Source organism: Pseudonocardia sp. Ae717_Ps2, assembly GCF_001932475.1.
Taxonomy (GTDB): domain Bacteria; phylum Actinomycetota; class Actinomycetes; order Mycobacteriales; family Pseudonocardiaceae; genus Pseudonocardia.
In genome coordinates, this window is record NZ_MCIS01000001.1 from 625,369 (window position 1) to 640,918 (window position 15,550).

The 15,550-nt window shown below is 72.0% G+C and carries 18 protein-coding genes and 1 pseudogene; 11 read left to right on the plus strand and 8 right to left on the minus strand.

The genetic code is table 11. The features are described 5' to 3' along the window. Positions 1 to 75: 75 nt before the first annotated feature. The gene (locus Ae717Ps2_RS03145) at positions 76 to 558 is read left to right on the plus strand and encodes a MarR family winged helix-turn-helix transcriptional regulator (RefSeq protein ID WP_075333006.1); all 483 of its coding nucleotides are present in this window, start codon (positions 76 to 78) and stop codon (positions 556 to 558) included. A gap of 4 nt (positions 559 to 562) precedes the next feature. Here the strand turns inward: Ae717Ps2_RS03145 and Ae717Ps2_RS03150 are convergent, their stop codons facing one another. Both Ae717Ps2_RS03150 and Ae717Ps2_RS03155 read right to left on the minus strand, forming a co-directional pair. Then, complete coding sequence (locus Ae717Ps2_RS03150; protein WP_075308169.1) at positions 563 to 1,102, minus strand: DUF1003 domain-containing protein; 540 nt, start codon at positions 1,100 to 1,102, stop codon at positions 563 to 565. Continuing rightward, positions 1,095 to 2,414 carry a magnesium transporter MgtE N-terminal domain-containing protein gene (locus Ae717Ps2_RS03155; RefSeq protein ID WP_075308167.1) on the minus strand — a complete coding sequence of 440 codons (1,320 nt, stop codon included), beginning with the start codon at positions 2,412 to 2,414 and terminating at the stop codon, positions 1,095 to 1,097. Before Ae717Ps2_RS03155 ends, Ae717Ps2_RS03150 begins: the two co-directional genes overlap by 8 nt. Positions 2,415 to 2,480: 66 nt before the next feature. Here Ae717Ps2_RS03155 and Ae717Ps2_RS03160 point away from each other — a divergent pair, with 66 nt between their 5' ends. From Ae717Ps2_RS03160 to Ae717Ps2_RS38070, 7 genes are all read left to right on the plus strand, one after another. Next, positions 2,481 to 3,407 carry a PhzF family phenazine biosynthesis protein gene (locus Ae717Ps2_RS03160; protein ID WP_075308165.1) on the plus strand — a complete coding sequence of 309 codons (927 nt, stop codon included), beginning with the start codon at positions 2,481 to 2,483 and terminating at the stop codon, positions 3,405 to 3,407. 165 nt (positions 3,408 to 3,572) lie between these two features. Beyond that, a complete protein-coding gene (locus tag Ae717Ps2_RS03165; RefSeq protein WP_075308163.1) occupies positions 3,573 to 4,532 on the plus strand; it encodes a CoA ester lyase in 960 nt (319 codons plus the stop codon). A gap of 141 nt (positions 4,533 to 4,673) precedes the next feature. Beyond that, positions 4,674 to 5,867: an acyl-CoA dehydrogenase family protein gene (locus Ae717Ps2_RS03170; RefSeq protein ID WP_075308161.1), complete on the plus strand. Its 1,194-nt coding sequence runs from the start codon at positions 4,674 to 4,676 to the stop codon at positions 5,865 to 5,867. A gap of 167 nt (positions 5,868 to 6,034) precedes the next feature. Next, positions 6,035 to 6,556, plus strand: a complete 522-nt coding sequence (locus tag Ae717Ps2_RS03175) for a general stress protein (RefSeq protein WP_020623571.1) — start codon at positions 6,035 to 6,037, stop codon at positions 6,554 to 6,556. Between the two features lie 143 nt (positions 6,557 to 6,699). Beyond that, on the plus strand, positions 6,700 to 8,946 hold the full coding sequence (locus Ae717Ps2_RS03180) for a carbon starvation CstA family protein (RefSeq protein ID WP_075308159.1): 2,247 nt from the start codon (positions 6,700 to 6,702) through the stop codon (positions 8,944 to 8,946). Then, on the plus strand, positions 8,904 to 9,143 hold the full coding sequence (locus Ae717Ps2_RS03185) for a YbdD/YjiX family protein (RefSeq protein ID WP_020623569.1): 240 nt from the start codon (positions 8,904 to 8,906) through the stop codon (positions 9,141 to 9,143). The genes Ae717Ps2_RS03180 and Ae717Ps2_RS03185 overlap by 43 nt, the downstream gene beginning before the upstream one ends. Before the next feature lie 151 nt (positions 9,144 to 9,294). Next, positions 9,295 to 10,800, plus strand: coding sequence for a trans-aconitate 2-methyltransferase (locus Ae717Ps2_RS38070; protein WP_075333007.1), 1,506 nt, complete (start codon positions 9,295 to 9,297; stop codon positions 10,798 to 10,800). A 55-nt stretch (positions 10,801 to 10,855) separates the two neighbouring features. Here the strand turns inward: Ae717Ps2_RS38070 and Ae717Ps2_RS40035 are convergent. Together Ae717Ps2_RS40035 and Ae717Ps2_RS38815 are read right to left on the minus strand one after the other, a co-directional pair. Next, positions 10,856 to 11,149 (minus strand): annotated as a pseudogene (locus Ae717Ps2_RS40035) (transglycosylase family protein); the annotation flags it as partial. Continuing rightward, positions 11,088 to 11,294, minus strand: a complete 207-nt coding sequence (locus tag Ae717Ps2_RS38815; protein WP_075308155.1) for a histone-like nucleoid-structuring protein Lsr2 — start codon at positions 11,292 to 11,294, stop codon at positions 11,088 to 11,090. The pseudogene Ae717Ps2_RS40035 and the gene Ae717Ps2_RS38815, both read right to left, overlap by 62 nt. On the opposite strand from Ae717Ps2_RS38815, the gene Ae717Ps2_RS35935 reads away from it, so the two are divergent. Together Ae717Ps2_RS35935 and Ae717Ps2_RS03205 are read left to right on the plus strand one after the other, a co-directional pair. Continuing rightward, a complete protein-coding gene (locus Ae717Ps2_RS35935) occupies positions 11,279 to 11,470 on the plus strand; it encodes a hypothetical protein (protein WP_139318806.1) in 192 nt (63 codons plus the stop codon). The two genes, Ae717Ps2_RS38815 and Ae717Ps2_RS35935, sit on opposite strands and share 16 nt — an antisense overlap. Positions 11,471 to 11,608: 138 nt before the next feature. Then, positions 11,609 to 12,280, plus strand: coding sequence for a hypothetical protein (locus tag Ae717Ps2_RS03205; protein WP_020623567.1), 672 nt, complete (start codon positions 11,609 to 11,611; stop codon positions 12,278 to 12,280). 69 nt (positions 12,281 to 12,349) lie between these two features. On the opposite strand, the gene Ae717Ps2_RS03210 is transcribed toward Ae717Ps2_RS03205, so the two are convergent. The 4 genes from Ae717Ps2_RS03210 to corA all read right to left on the minus strand — a co-directional run bounded on the left by Ae717Ps2_RS03210 (position 12,350) and on the right by corA (position 14,665). Further along, positions 12,350 to 12,631 carry a hypothetical protein gene (locus Ae717Ps2_RS03210; RefSeq protein ID WP_020623566.1) on the minus strand — a complete coding sequence of 94 codons (282 nt, stop codon included), beginning with the start codon at positions 12,629 to 12,631 and terminating at the stop codon, positions 12,350 to 12,352. Positions 12,632 to 12,743: 112 nt separating this feature from the next. Further along, positions 12,744 to 13,061 (minus strand): hypothetical protein, encoded by a 318-nt coding sequence (locus Ae717Ps2_RS03215; RefSeq protein WP_083702248.1) that lies wholly within the window; start codon positions 13,059 to 13,061, stop codon positions 12,744 to 12,746. Between the two features lie 290 nt (positions 13,062 to 13,351). Beyond that, positions 13,352 to 13,528: a tryptophan synthase subunit alpha gene (locus Ae717Ps2_RS03220; protein ID WP_255407881.1), complete on the minus strand. Its 177-nt coding sequence runs from the start codon at positions 13,526 to 13,528 to the stop codon at positions 13,352 to 13,354. Between the two features lie 30 nt (positions 13,529 to 13,558). Further along, positions 13,559 to 14,665 (minus strand): magnesium/cobalt transporter CorA, encoded by a 1,107-nt coding sequence (corA, locus tag Ae717Ps2_RS03225; RefSeq protein ID WP_075312332.1) that lies wholly within the window; start codon positions 14,663 to 14,665, stop codon positions 13,559 to 13,561. A 365-nt stretch (positions 14,666 to 15,030) separates the two neighbouring features. On the opposite strand from corA, the gene Ae717Ps2_RS03230 reads away from it, so the two are divergent. After that, positions 15,031 to 15,534, plus strand: a complete 504-nt coding sequence (locus Ae717Ps2_RS03230) for a MaoC family dehydratase (protein WP_020623563.1) — start codon at positions 15,031 to 15,033, stop codon at positions 15,532 to 15,534. Positions 15,535 to 15,550 lie beyond the last annotated feature (16 nt).

Genomic DNA, 15,550 nt, shown 5'->3' on the forward strand with positions numbered 1-15,550 from the left:
TATCCGGGTCACCGGCGGTGTCACGCGGCACCTCCGCGCTGACGGGGCGGTCCGGGTGTCTCTAGCATTCTTGCGATGGACGACACGACCGGCACCCCGACGCGCGAGCACCCGGTGCGCCGGCGCGTGGTCCCGACCCCGGCCGAGCTCGCGTCGTGGCGCAGCTTCCTGCGCGCGCACGCCGGCATCACCCGACGGCTCGAGGCCGAGCTGGAGAGCGAGCAGGAGCTCTCCCTGGCCGCCTACGACGTGCTCGTCCAGCTGCCCGAGGCCCCCGACCGCCGGTTGCGGATGACCGAGCTGGCCGACGCCGTGCTGCTCTCGCGTTCCGGGGTGACCCGGCTCGTCGACCGCCTGGAGCGGGTCGGGCTCGTCGCCAGGGCCAAGGTCGCCGACGACGGCCGCGGGGTCACCGCCCGGCTCACCGACACCGGCTACGAGCGCCTGCGCACCGCCGCGGTCACCCACCTGCGCGGAGTCCGCGCGCACTTCGTGGAGCGGCTCGACGCCGAGGACCTCGCCGCGCTCGAGCGCATCATGGGCCGCCTGATCCCCTGAGCGCTCAGCGTTCCTTCTTGCGCATCTTCTTCCGGGCACCCGGCTCGACCGGGGGTTCCTCGCCGCGGCTGCGGGCCACGGCGTCGTCGAGCCGGTCACCCAGCTTCTCCAGCTCACCGCGCAGGTAGTCCCGGCTCGCGGTCTCCCCGACGGCCAGCCGCAGCGCCGCCAGCTCCCGGGCGAGGAACTCGGTGTCGGCCTTCGTCCGCTCGGCACGCCTGCGGTCCTCGTCCAGCGCGATCCGGTCCCGGTCGTCCTGCCGGTTCTGGGCCAGCAGGATCAGCGGTGCGGCGTACGCGGCCTGGGTGGAGAACGCCAGGTTGAGCAGGATGAACGGGTACGGGTCCCACCGGCCCACCCAGGCAAACCCGTTCAGTGCGATCCACACGACGACGATCACCGTCTGGATGGCGAGGAAGCGACCCGTCCCGAGGAACCGGGCGATCCGCTCGGAGAACCGGGCGAACCCGTCCGGGTCCACCTCGAACCGCCGACGCCCGACGCGCGGCTGGTCCAGCCGCCGACCGATCCCCGGCTCAGCCACCGTGCACCTCCCCGTCGCGCGAGCGGCCGTTGCCGCCGTTCGCGGCAGCGGCCAGCGGGCCGCCGTGCACCTCGCCCGGGGCGAGGTCGCGGTCGCGCCAGCCCTGCGGCAGCAGGTGGTCCAGCACGTCGTCGACGGTGACCGCGCCCAGCAGGTGGTCCTCGGCGTCGACGACCGGGCCCGCCACCAGGTTGTAGCTGGCGAAGTAGCGGGTCACCTCGCCGAGCCCCGCGTCGGGGCCCAGCTGCGGCAGGTCGGCGTCGACCATGCCCGCGACCAGCTCGAACGGCGCCGCCCGCAGCAGCTGCTGGGCGTGCACGCAGCCCAGGTAGCGCCCGGTCGGGGTCGCCGTCGGCGGGCGGACGACGAACACCATCGACGCCAGGGCCGGCGGCACCTCCGGGTTGCGCACCCGGGCGAGCGCCTCGGCGACGGTCACGTCCGGCGCCAGGGTGATCGGCTCCGGGGTCATCAGGCCGCCCGCGGTGTCCCACTCATAGCGCATCAGGCGGCGCACGGGTTCGGACTCGTCGGGCTCCATGAGCTCCAGCAGCCGACCGGCCTCGTCGTCGTCGAGCTCGCCGAGCAGGTCTGCCGCGTCGTCCGGGCTCATCGCCTCCAGGACGTCGGCGGCGCGGTCGTCGTCGAGGTAGCCGAGCAGCTCGCGCTGGTCGGACTCGGACAGCTCCTCGAACACGTCGGCGAGCCGCTCGTCGTCCAGGGCGTCGACGACGTGCCGCTGCCGGTCGTCGGGCAGCCGCGACAGCGCCGCGGCGACGTCGGCCGGGCGCATCGAGTCGAACACCGCGAGCAGCCGGTCCGCACCCTGCGCGGCGGCGACGTCCAGCCCGGACACGGCCTCCCAGCCGTACACCTCGACCCGTGGCCTGCGCGCCAGCCGGGTCCGCCGGAACCGCAGCGCGACCTTGGTGATCACCCAGTCCCGGGTCCGGCTCGGCTCGATCGCGACGTCGACCACCGAGCCCTCGGTCCCGTTCTCGCGCACCGTCGCGGGGGAGTTCAGCAGCTGGCCGAGCACCCGGGTCTCGTTGGGGCGCTGGTCGAACGAGCGCAGGCTCACCGAGCCGCTGGCCAGCGTCACCGCGGTCGGGGCGATGTCGGCGACCCGCAGCATCGGCACGAAGATGCTGCGGCGCGCGGACAGGTCCACGACCAGGCCCAGCACCCGCGGCGGATGGCTGTCCACGCGCAGCGACACCACGACGTCGCGGACCTTGCCGATCCGCTCGCCGTCCGGGCCGTAGACGGCCAGGCCGGCCATCCGCGCGACGAACACCCGTACCGAGGCCATGGCGCCGAGACTAGGACCCCCGGCGGTCCCGCGGCCGCCCCGGCCGTGTGACTAGGCTCGCCCGCCGTGAACGACCCGCAGCACGATCCCGGCCGGGACCCCGAACCCCTCCGCTACGACATCGTCGACGTGTTCACCGACCGTCCGTACGCCGGCAACCCGCTGGCCGTCGTCCACGGCGCCGAGGCGCTGTCCACGGCCCGGATGCAGGCCATCGCGCGGGAGTTCAACCTGTCGGAGACCACGTTCCCGCTGGCCCCGACCGGCGACGCCGAGGGCGGCGCGGACTACCGGGTGCGGATCTTCACCCCGCTCGCCGAGCTCCCCTTCGCCGGGCACCCCAGTGTCGGCACCGCCTGGGTGCTGGCCCGCGACGGCGTCATCGGCGAGGGCGACCGCGTGCAGGAGTGCGGCGCCGGGCTGCTGCCGGTGCGGGTCGACGGGACCGGCGCCCGGGTGTGGGGCGGCACGCCGTCGATCGGCGCCGAGCTGGACGCCGTCCGCCTCGCCGCCGCGCTCGGCCTCGGCCCCGACGACGTCGACGGCGCCGCCGTGCCGGGTGTGGCCGGTGCCGGGACCGACTTCGCGATCCTGCTCGTCGTCGCCGGTGCGGTCGCCCGCGCGGTGCCCGACCCCGCGGCGCTGGCCGCCGCGGTCGCCGGCAGCGGCGCGACCGGGGTGCTCGTCGCCGCCGTCGACGCCACCGCCGAGCGGGTGCACGCCCGCATGTTCGGCATCGGGATCGGGGTGCCCGAGGACCCGGCGACGGGCTCGGCCGCCGTCGCGCTCGGGATCTTCCTCGCCGACCGCGGTCTGGTCACCGACGACGGCGAGCACTCCTTCGTCGTGACCCAGGGGGTGGAGATGGGCCGTCCGTCCACGCTCTACGCCGGCGTCCGCACCGAGGGCGGGCGGGCCGTCGGCAGCTGGGTCGGCGGGACCGTCGTCGCGGTGGCCAGGGGCTCCCTGACCCCACCTCCCGAACAGGGGTGACCGACGGGTAACCCCATCTGACCACCGGCGGGTGAGAAACCAATCACCTGCACGGGGCGCCGCGGCCGTCGTCGTGCCAGCATCAGTCCCCAGCCCGAGCGCCCGGGTCGTGACGACGTCGTCGCCGCGACGCGGGCGAGGACGAACTCGACGAGGAGCCCGCCTGTGAGCACCACCCTCCGCGCCCGCCGGTCCTGCCTGGCCGTGCCCGGATCGAGCCAGAAGTTCATCGACAAGGCGCGCACGCTGAACTCCGACCAGGTCTTCCTCGACCTGGAGGACGCCTGTGCCCCGCTGGCCAAGCCCGGTGCGCGGAAGACGATCGTGGAGGCCCTCAACGAGGGCGGCTGGGGCGAGAAGATCCGCGTCGTCCGGGTCAACGACTGGACCACCGAGTGGACCTACCGCGACGTGATCGAGGTCGTCGAGGGCGCGGGCGCGAACCTCGACGCGATCATGCTGCCGAAGGTGCAGACCCCTCAGCAGGTCGTCGCGCTGGACCTGCTGCTCACCCAGATCGAGAAGACGAACGGTCTCGAGGTCGGGAAGATCGGCATCGAGGCGCAGATCGAGAACGCGCTGGGCCTGACGAACGTCAACGCGATCGCCACCGCGTCCCCGCGCGTCGAGACGATCATCTTCGGCCCGGCCGACTTCATGGCCTCGATCAACATGAAGTCCCTGGTCGTCGGCGAGCAGCCCCCCGGCTACGACGTGGGCGACGCCTACCACCACATCCTCATGTCGATCCTGATGGCGGCCCGCGCGCACGACAAGCAGGCCATCGACGGGCCGTACCTGCAGATCAAGGACGTGGACGGATTCCGCCGGGTCGCCGGCCGCTCGGCCGCGCTGGGCTTCGACGGCAAGTGGGTGCTGCACCCCGGCCAGATCGACGCCGCCAACGAGACCTTCTCCCCGGCGCAGAGCGACTACGACCACGCCGAGAACATCCTCGACGCCTACGAGTACTTCACCTCCGAGGCGGGCGGCAAGCGCGGCGCGGCGATGATCGGCGACGAGATGATCGACGAGGCCAGCCGCAAGATGGCGCTGGTCATCTCGGGCAAGGGGCGCGCGGCGGGCATGACCCGCACCGACAAGTGGACCCCGCCGGAGGCGTGAGAGCAGCTTGCGCAACGAACCTCAGCGCTGAGAGCAGCTTGCGCAACGAACCTCAGCGCTGAGAGCAGCTTGCGCAACGAACCTCAGCGCTGAGGGCCCGACCGCCCGCCGACCGACGACGCTCACCGAGGAGTAACCAGCATGGCCCGGCTCGCCCAGACCGCCGGTCTGACCGACATCCAGACCGAGATCCTGTCGACCGTCCGCTCGTTCGTGGACAAGGAGATCATCCCGCACGCGACCGCCCTGGAGCACGCGGACACCTACCCGCAGGACATCGTCGACGGGATGAAGGAGATGGGGCTGTTCGGCCTCATGATCCCGGAGGAGTACGGCGGTCTCGGCGAGTCGCTGCTCACCTACGCCCTGGTGGTCGAGGAGATCGCCCGCGGCTGGATGAGCGTCTCCGGTGTGATCAACACCCACTTCATCGTGGCGTACATGCTCCGCCAGCACGGCACGCAGGCGCAGAAGGAGAAGTACCTGCCGAAGATGGCCACGGGGGAGACCCGCGGCTCGTTCTCGATGTCCGAGCCGGACCTGGGCTCCGACGTGGCGGCGATCAAGACCAAGGCCGTGCAGGACGGCGACGAGTACGTCATCGACGGCGCCAAGATGTGGCTGACCAACGGTGGCACGTCGAACCTGACCGCGGTGCTGGTGAGGACCGACGAGGGCGCCGAGCGCCCGCACCAGAACCTCACCACCTTCCTCGTCGAGAAGCCCACCGGCTACGGCGAGGTCGCCCCCGGCCTGGTCGTCCCCGGCAAGATCGACAAGATGGGCTACAAGGGGGTCGACACCACCGAGCTGGTGTTCAAGGGCCACCGGATCTCCGGTGACCAGATCCTCGGCGGGGAGCGCGGCAAGGGCTTCGCGCACATGATGGACGGCGTCGAGGTCGGCCGGGTGAACGTCGCCGCCCGCGCCTGCGGCATCGCGATCCGGGCCTTCGAGCTCGGTGTCTCCTACGCCCAGCAGCGCTCCACCTTCGGCAAGCCGATCGTGGCGCACCAGGCCATCGCGTTCAAGATCGCCGAGATGGCGACCAAGGTCGAGGCCGCGCACCTGATGATGGTCAACGCCGCACGTCTGAAGGACCGCGGTGAGCGCAACGACGTCGAGGCCGGCATGGCCAAGATGCTCGCCTCGGAGTACTGCAAGGAGGTCACCGAGGAGGCGTTCCGCATCCACGGCGGCTACGGCTACTCCAAGGAGTACGAGATCGAGCGCCTCATGCGCGAGGCGCCGTTCCTGCTCATCGGCGAGGGCACCTCGGAGATCCAGAAGACGATCATCTCCCGGGGGCTGCTGCGCGACTACAAGCTGCGCTGACCGCACCCGCGTCCACGGCCCCGTACCCCGTCCCGGGGGTGCGGGGCCGTGTCGTTCGGTCGGTGGGGTGTGACCTGCGGCTCCGCGACTAGTCTTCGGGGGACGTCGCGGTCCGGTCGAACGTTGCACCGACGACGAGACAGGACATCTTCCACGAGGAGCACGCCATGACCAATCCCTTCGGCGGCCAGACTCGTCCGGCTCCGGGCCTGCCGCAGCTGCCCACTCCGCCGACCGGGTGGCCGGTGGGTTCCTACGCCACCTACGAGGAGGCGCAGCGGGCCGTCGACCACCTCGCCGACTCCGACTTCCCGGTCGCCGACGTGACGATCGTCGGCGTCGACCTGATGCTCGTCGAGCGGGTCATCGCCCGCCTGACCTGGGGCCGGGTACTCGCCTCCGGCGCGGCGCAGGGTGCCTGGCTGGGCCTGTTCGTCGGGCTCCTGCTGTTCATGTTCTCCCCGGACGGCAACTTCCTGCCCATCCTCGTCGGCCTGGTGTCCGGCGCGGTGTTCTTCATGGCCTTCGCCGCGGTCAGCTACAGCGCGAGCAAGGGCCGCCGGGACTTCCAGTCCGCCAGCCAGATGGTGGCGGGCCGCTACGACGTCCTGTGCGAGCCGCGCAACGCCGAGCGGGCCCGCGAGATGCTGGCCAAGCTGGCGATGGGCAGCCCCGGCGGGGGTTTCTGACCGGCTCCGGCGCCCGCACGACCCCACGGCCGTCGTCACCCGACCGGGTGGCGACGGCCGTCGTGCGTCGGCGGTCGGACATCTGTTCCCACAGGCCACATTGCCTCCTATAGTTCGCGCGTCGGACATATCGGAGGGGCGCGATGACACAGGTGTCAGGCGGACCGGCGGAGCGCGAGCTCCCGCCGGCGGCGGTGGACGAAGAGGTGCTCCTCGCCGAACAGCGGGCGTGGACCCCGTGGAAGATCGCGGTGTGGGTGGGGATCGCCCTGCTGGGCGGTCTGGCGTGGGTGATGCTCGCGCTGGTCCGCGGGGAGACGGTCAACGCGATCTGGTTCGTGTTCGCCGCGGTGAGCACCTATGCGATCGCGTACCGGTTCTACTCCCGCTACATCGAGAACAGGCTGCTGCGTCCGGACGACCGGCGCGCCACCCCGGCCGAGTACAAGGAGAACGGACAGGACTTCCTGCCGACCGACCGGCGGGTCCTCTACGGCCACCACTTCGCCGCGATCGCCGGTGCCGGTCCGCTCGTCGGCCCGGTCCTGGCCGCGCAGATGGGGTACCTGCCCGGCACGATCTGGATCATCGTCGGGGTCATCGTCGCCGGTGCGGTCCAGGACTACCTGGTGCTGTTCTTCTCGATGCGCCGCGGCGGGCGCTCGCTGGGCCAGATGGCCCGCGAGGAGCTCGGCCGGGTCGGCGGCATCGCCGCGCTGATCGCGACCCTCGCCATCATGATCATCCTGATCGCGGTGCTCACCCTGGTCGTCGTCAACGCCCTCGGCGAGAGCCCCTGGGGCGTCTTCTCGGTCGCGCTGACCATCCCGATCGCCCTGTTCATGGGTGTCTACCTGCGCTTCCTGCGGCCGGGGAAGGTCTCCGAGGTCTCCTGGATCGGCTTCGCGCTGCTGATCGGCGCGATCGTCGCCGGCGGCTGGGTCGCCGAGACCGGCTGGGGCCAGGCACTGTTCACCCTGGACCGCACCACCATCGCCTGGGGCGTGATCATCTACGGCTTCGTGGCCGCGGTGCTCCCGGTCTGGCTGCTGCTCGCCCCGCGCGACTACCTGTCGACGTTCATGAAGATCGGCACGATCGTGCTGCTCGCCGTGGCGATCATCGTCGTCCGCCCGGAGCTGGCCGCGCCCGCGTTCAGCGAGTTCGCCGGCCGCGACGACGGCCCGGTCGTCGCCGGGTCGCTGTTCCCGTTCCTGTTCGTGACGATCGCCTGCGGCGCGCTGTCGGGCTTCCACGCCCTGATCTCCTCGGGGACCAGCCCGAAGCTGATCGAGAAGGAGCGCCAGACCCGCCTGATCGGCTACGGCGGCATGCTCATGGAGTCCTTCGTGGCGATCATGGCGCTGGTCGCGGCGCTGTCGATCGACCGCGGGCTCTACTTCGCGATGAACTCGCCCGCGTCGCTGACGCTCGGGACGGTCGAGGGCGCTGCCGCGTTCGTGAACCAGCTCGGGCTGATGGGCGTCAACATCACCCCCGACCAGCTCGCGACGACCGCGGCCCTGGTCGGCGAGGAGTCCGTCGTCTCGCGCACCGGTGGCGCCCCGACCCTCGCGGTCGGCCTGGCGAACATCATGGCGCAGTTCATCGGCGGGCCGGCGATGATGAGCTTCTGGTACCACTTCGCGATCATGTTCGAGGCGCTGTTCATCCTCACCGCCGTCGACGCGGGCACCCGGGTGGCGCGCTTCATGCTGCAGGACGCCATCGGCACCGTGGTCCCGCGGTTCGCCGACACCTCGTGGAAGCCGGCCGCCTGGATCTGCACCGCGCTGATGGTCGGTGGCTGGGGCGCGATCCTGGTGATGGGGGTGACCGACCCGCTCGGCGGGATCAACACGCTCTTCCCGCTGTTCGGCATCGCGAACCAGCTGCTGGCGGCGATCGCGCTCGCGGTCTGTCTGGCCATCGCGGCGCGGCGCGGGCACGTGCGCTACCTGTGGATCATCGTCGTTCCGCTGGCGTTCGCCGCCGTCGTGACGGTCACGGCGTCGATGTACAAGATCTTCTCCGCGAACCCCAAGATCGGGTACTGGGCACAGCACTTCGCGTTCCGGGAGGCCATCGCGTCCGGGGAGACGAGCTTCGGCACCGCGGGCACCCCGCAGGCGATGGCGGCGGTCGTCCGCAACACCTTCGTGCAGGGCACGCTGTCGATCCTCTTCGTGACGCTCGCGCTCGTCGTGATCGTCGCCGCGGTCCTGGCCGCCTGGAGGTCGATCGCGATGGGCGGCCGCCCGGACAACGAGGACGATCCGGTGCCCTCTCGGCTCTACGCCCCGGCCGGGATCATTGCGACCCCGGCGGAGAAGGAGCTGGAGAAGGAATGGACCGAGGCGGTCGGGACCCCGGCCCGGTCGGGGCACTGACCGTGGCGGCCAGGACGCTCACCCGGCTGCGGGCGCTGCACGACTGGTGGCGTGGAGTGATCGGGGCGGACCTGTACGACCGCTACCTCGACCACCACCGTCGCAGCGGGCACGACCACCCGCCGATGAGCGAGCGGGAGTACTGGCGGGTCCGCACCGCGTACCAGGAGAGCAACCCGCAGGGTCGCTGCTGCTGAGGTGGCGCCGTTCCGACCGGTCCCGTTGCGCCGCACGGGTGGCCGGGCATCCACGTTCGGCCCAGCGCGCCCTCCCGGGTGGGTGTCACACCCCACCGGGGAGGGCGCGTCGGGTTCCGGACTCGGGTCGGTGCGGGCAGGATCAGGCCCCGTGAGCGGCGAGGCGTGGCAGGAGAGCGACCAGATCCGCCCGGCCACGGTGCACCGTGCCTACGGGCGAGGCGCCGCGGGCTACGACGCCTTCGTCGCGACCCTGCCCGGCTACCGCACCCACCTGCGGGTGTCGGCCTCGCGAATGGGGCTGGGCGACGGCCACGGCCTGCGGCTGCTCGACGTCGGCTGCGGTACCGGGGTGTCCACCGAGGCGCTGTTGACCAGCGTCGGGGGTGCCGAGGTGGTCGCGGTCGACGCGTCCGCGGAGATGCTCGCCGTCGCCCGGCGGAAGAACTGGTCGCCCCGGGTGACGTTCGTGCACTCCCGGTTGGAGACCCTCGCCGAGGCCGGTGTCGAGGGCCCGTTCGACGGGATCCTCGCGTCCTTCCTGGTGACCAACCTGCCCGACGCCGAACACGGCCTGCGCCGGCTGCTGAGCCTGCTCGCCCCCGGCGCTCCGCTGGCGGTGCACGACTACGCCGTCAGCGGCCGGAGCCGGATGCGGTGGACGGCGGCGAACTGGACCTGGATGCTCCCGATGGCCTCGCTGCGCTGGGGGGCGGCGGATCTCGCGCGCTACCGGGCCCGGCGGATCGCGACGGCCGGTGGGCCCGAGCAGATGGTGCACCGGATGGAGCGCGCCGGGTTCGACGACGTGCGCGTCCAGACCGTCGGCGGGGTCCAGCAGCACCTCGTGCACACGTTCCTGGGGCGGCGCCCCGACGAGCCCGACGTGGTGGGGGAGCGGAAGGAACGCCGCGCCCGCGGTTCGGCCATCGCCGCGGCCGGGTGGCGGCCGCGGCGGGACGAGCCCGTCCCCGCCCACGGGGACACGACCGGGCCCGTCGACGAGGGCGGCCCCGAGGACCCCGGCTACGCCGAGACGCTCCCGGACCAGGTGCTCGACGGCGACGACGTCGAGCTGGGCGAGGGGGACGCCGCCGTGGTCCCCGTGTCTCCTCCTGGTGCGCCCGCCGGCCCCGCGGGGCGCACCGGCGACGACGACCGGGACGACACCGGCGACGGGCCGGACGACCAGGACCGGGGTGGGTCGGGCGCCCCCGACGGCCCCACCCCCGACGAGGACCCGGACACCCGTCCGCGTGGGCACGGCGTCGCCCGGGCGCTGCGGTACGGGCTGCCGGGATCCCGGCCCGACTCCTCCAGCCCCGGCGCGCGACCCGGCCCCGGCCCCGGCGCGGGACCCGGCCCCGACTCCGCTGGACCCGACTCCGCGGGACCCGACTCCGCGGGACCCGACTCCGCAGGACTCGACTCCGCGGACCCCGGCGCGGCCGGATCCGACCCCGCTGCCGCGGGACCCGGCCCTGGAGAGCCCGACCCCGGTGCCACGGGCCCCCGGCGTCCGACACCCGGTCCTCGTCCGCGCCGCCCGGTCGGGCTCCGCCGCCCCGGCCCCCCGCGGCCGCGCCCCGGCGAGGCGCCCCCGCCCGCCGAGGACGACGAGCCGCCGACCCCGCCGACGGGCACCCGCCGGGTCTGACCGGCGGGCTCCCCGGTCCACGGCCGGCCCGTTCTGCAGCAAGGTCGGCCTGGTCGCACTGCAGGCTGCCGGAGCAGCCGTTGCCGGTGTCGATATCCCAGTCACCGCCGGACTCGCATTGCGCGAGGCGATCCCACGTCGCCGACCGGCGCTCTCCGCCGCGGCGACGTCGTTGGTAGCCGTCTGGGGCTTCTCCGGGCCACGAGGCTGCTCCCCGTCCACCGACCCGGCAGCACCGGTCTCGCTCTGCCCACCGGGGGCAGGCAGAGCGGTCCGGTGTTCCGGAGTCATCCAGCTTCCTGGAACTGCGGTGCAGACGTCGCCGATGTGGCGAATGGTGACGGAGCAGGAGCTGAGTCGGCGTTCTTCTCGTATGCCTCGATGATCTCGACCGGGATACAGCCACGCTCGGCGATCCGGTATCCGTTCTGGCGTGCCCATGAACGGATCGCATTGCTGTGCTGGTGCCGTCCAGTCGATGTCGAGGTTGACACCGTTCGGGCGCGACGCGGCCGGGCAGCGCCACTGGGCGCACGGCGAGCTGCGGGCCGGGCGTCACACCTCGGTGCGCTCGGCGACCGGGCACGCGCCGACGCGACGTACGCCTCGTGCTGCTCGGACGCTGCCGATGACCGTCGCCGCGGTGTTGCCCGCCGGTAGCGTCCGGTGAAACGACGATGCGCCGCCCCAGATTCTGGGGCGGCGCATCACGTACAAAGCCCCGGCGACATGATCACTGAGGTGATCAGGGGCCATCCGGGGCTCTTCGCGGACCACGTTACACGAACGGGCGCCAACGGGAGCAGGGATGAGCGACTGGATCGATGACTGGCTGTCGACGCCCCGGTTCGACGTCTACCTCGCCGACGCCGCCGGCGACCGCGACCTCGCCCTCGCCCGCTACGACTGGAACGCCCGCGCCGCCGCCGCGTTCCACCACGACCTCGGGCACCTCGAAGTCGGACTCCGCAACGCCTACGACCGCGCGCTGCGCGCCGCCGCCCCCGACGGCCCGCACTGGGTGTTCGCCCCGGACCGGCACTTCTCCCCCCTGCTCGAACGCACCAGGCGGGGGAAGGTCTACGACTCCAACGAGACGTCCCGGAAGGTCATCGACGCTGCCGTGCGGTCAGCGCGCCGCGCGACCGGCACGAGCCGCCCCGACCCGGGGAAGGTCATCGCCGAGATCGGCTTCGGGTTCTGGCGGTACCTGTCCGCCCGACGACTGTCCGAGCGGCTGTGGGTGCCGTACCTGCACCACGCGTTCCGACCCGGCACCGGTCGCCCCGCGGTCGACGGCCCGGTCGGTCGGCTCCACGACCTCCGCAACCGGGTCGCGCACAACGAGCCACTGATCCGGCGCAATCTCGACGCCCGCTACGCCGACATCCTCACCGTGGCGGGGTTGTTGTCGGCCGAGCTGCGTGAGCACATCGCCGGTCAGTCCCCGGTCCCAGGGGCGCTCGCGGACCGTCCGTGAAGCCCCCGGGCATGACCTTGGCCAGCGAGCCGGCCCCGCACCATGGAGCCGTCCTGCGACGCGGTCTCGTCACCGCTCGCCGGCTTTCCACCGCCTGATCGCATCACGCATCGCCCACTGCGGGTCCTCGCGCCGCCGCCGCTCCGCAGCCTGGTGTTGATCCATCCGACGTCGACGCTGCTGGCGAAGCTCCGCGAGGTACGCCCGCCCCTCATCGGTCGGCCAGCCGTCTGCATCGACGAGCCCGTACCGGCGCAGCCACCGCAGCGCAGTCCGCGGCTGCGACTCAGGGCCCTGCCCTCCCTCGACGAGGCGGTGCAACGTCGCGTGCTGGAGCGGCGTCAGGTCCACACCCCAGATCCTCGCTCAGCACGTAGCCGCGCTGCTACCGGGGCGCGAACCTCACTGCGATTCCCGCACTCCGGCCCGCCAACGAGGGGACGGCCTCGTCGCCTTCGGCGGGTTAGGGCCGATCGGCGGGGAACAGCGTGGTCTGTTCCGGAACTCCGGCCTCCGGCGTGCCGGTGCGTGACGCGCACTTGCGGCACGTCACGGGATCGCTGGTGGCCAGGAGATCGCCGGCGGCGGCGAAGCCGGACCAGCCCTGGTGGCAGGGGGGCACCGGAAGGGACAGGTCTCCGAGCCAGGTCCGGAACGTGACGGCATGCACGACCCGGGACCGCCCGACGCGCAACTGGTGGTCGGTGAACCGCTCGACCTGCGCGCGGGCGAAGTCCTCAGGATCGACCCGACGCGGGAACAGCTCCAGAGCGATGGTCACCGCGCACCTCCTCCCACCGGCGTCCCGGCCTCACCTCGAAGCCTGACACAGGGGACCGACAGCGACCGTTCAGCACGGGTCGCAGAGTCTGGTCGAGCGGGTTGGGGCGGCTGCTGGCGGTGGCAGGTTGGCCCGCGGTCCCGGCCGGCTCGGCCGCAGGTACGCCGGGTCCCGTGAGAGGGCAGCTACCCGCCAAGAAGATCGGTCGTGCATCGGCGGGCGCGGTCGCAGGATGGGCGTACTCCACTATGGCCGAGCTATGGCCGATAAACGGGCAGAACGGATCAACGTCACGATCTTGCTTGTTCAGTTTCGGAACTTCGCAGGGAGTGCAGCGACCGCACGGTGGCTCCGCGACCGAGTGCGCGCGTGGCCGCCTCCTGAAGCACGGGGCCGTCGAGCATCGGGTCGGTGAGCGGCAGCCCGATCTCCACCGCGTCGGCGCCCGCAGCAGCGCACGCCCGCACATGATCGGTCCACGCCGGGATGACGCCGGTCTACAGCCAGCCGTTGCGGCGGAAGTTGCGGTACAGCAGCCCGCACAGCGTCGCGATGACGAGCAGGACCATCGGGTAACCGAAGTCCCAGTGCAGCTCGGGCATCGAGTCGAAGTTCATGCCGTAGACACCGGCGATCATCGTCGGCACCGAGATCAGGCCCGCGTAGGCGGTGATCTTCCGCATGTCGTTGTTCTGTCGCATGCTGATCTTCGCGAGGACCGCGTCGACCAGGGTGGTCAGCAGCTCGTTGAAGCCCGCCACCTGCTCGGCGACGCCACCGAGGTGGTCGTCGACGTCGCGGAAGTAGGACCGCACGTCGTGCGGGACCAGGGCGCTGTAGCCCTCGGCGAGCTTGCGCATCGGCCCGACCAGCGGCATCACGGCGCGGCGCAGGTCGAGGATCTCGCGCTTCATGACGTAGATCTGCTCGGGGTTCATCGTCGAGCGCGGAGAGAACACCTCGGCCTCGACGGCGTCGATGTCGTCCTCGATCTGCCGGCAGACCTCGATGTAGGAGTCCACGACGTGGTCGGCGATCGCGTGCAGCACCGCGGCCGGGCCGAGGGACAGCTGCTCGGGGTCGTCCTCCAGGCGTCGGCGCACCTCGCGCAGGCCGGTGTGGCGGCCGTGCCGGACGGTCACGACGAAGTCGCGCCCGAGGAACGCCATGACCTCGCCGGTCTCGACGATCTCGTTCGACGTCGTCGGGTCGGCGTGCCCGACGTAGCGGACGGTCTTGAGCACCATGAACAGTGTGTCGTCGTAGCGCTCGAGCTTGGGGCGGTTGTGCGCGTGCACCGCGTCCTCGACGGCGAGCTCGTGCAGCCCGTAGGTCTCGGCGATGCCGGAGATCTGCTCCTCGTCGGGCTCGTGCAGCCCGATCCAGACGAAGCCCTCGCCGCGCTCGCGCACCTCGGCGATGGCCTCGTCGTGTGTCCAGCGGCCGGGGAGCCGGTGGCCGTCGAGGTAGACGCTGCAGTCGACGACGTAGGCGGACAGGGGGACACGCAGCCGGACGGGCGGGCTCGCGGCGGCCCGCGCCGCGGCGCGCTCGGCGCGCCGGGACGGGCGGATGGTGGGGCGCAGCTGGGAGAGCGAGGGCATCACGAGGACCACCTCCGGGCGTGCCGGTGCGGCTCGGGGGACGAGCGGCACCGGATGACGGTGCGACCGCGCAGGGCGGCCGCCGGGCCGGAACTCGCCTCCCGCCGGGATCAGCCCCGGACGTACCTCGGGGCCGTGCGCAGCGGGAGGCGGCACCTACTGCTCGCCGGTGTCTGGGACGCGGACACCGCACTCACCTCCCTGCTGTTCGGCGGACCGTCCTGTGTCTCGTCCGTACGCCGGCCGACGTCACCGTGATGTGACATCCCCGACCGCGCACGTGTGAGCCGGACCGCCCTTCCTCGCGCGGGCCACCGGATAGATTACTCCCGCAACGAATCGACGGCGTGATGGGAGCGTGAACGGTGCAGTTCGGGCGCTACTACGAGGAGTTCGAGGTCGGTGCCGTCTACAAGCACTGGCCCGGCAAGACGGTCACCGAGTACGACGACCACCTGTTCTGCCTCCTCACCATGAACCACCACCCGCTGCACATGGATGCGCACTACGCGGAGGAGACGACCGACTTCGGCAAGAACGTCGTGGTCGGCAACTACATCTACTCGCTGCTGCTGGGCATGTCGGTGCCGGACGTGTCGGGCAAGGCGATCGCGAACCTCGAGGTCGAGTCGCTCAAGCACACGAAGCCGACCTTCCACGGCGACACGATCTACGGCGAGACCGAGGTCCTCGACAAGACCCCGTCGAAGTCCAAGGACGACCGCGGCGTGGTGTACGTCGAGACCCGCGGCTACAAGCAGGACGGCACCGTCGTCTGCACCTTCCGCCGCAAGGTCATGGTGCCGAAGCGGTCCTACGGCGACAGCCGCGGCGGCGAGCAGCCCGGCCGTCCCACGCCGCAGGTCTGACCCGACGGCCGCACCC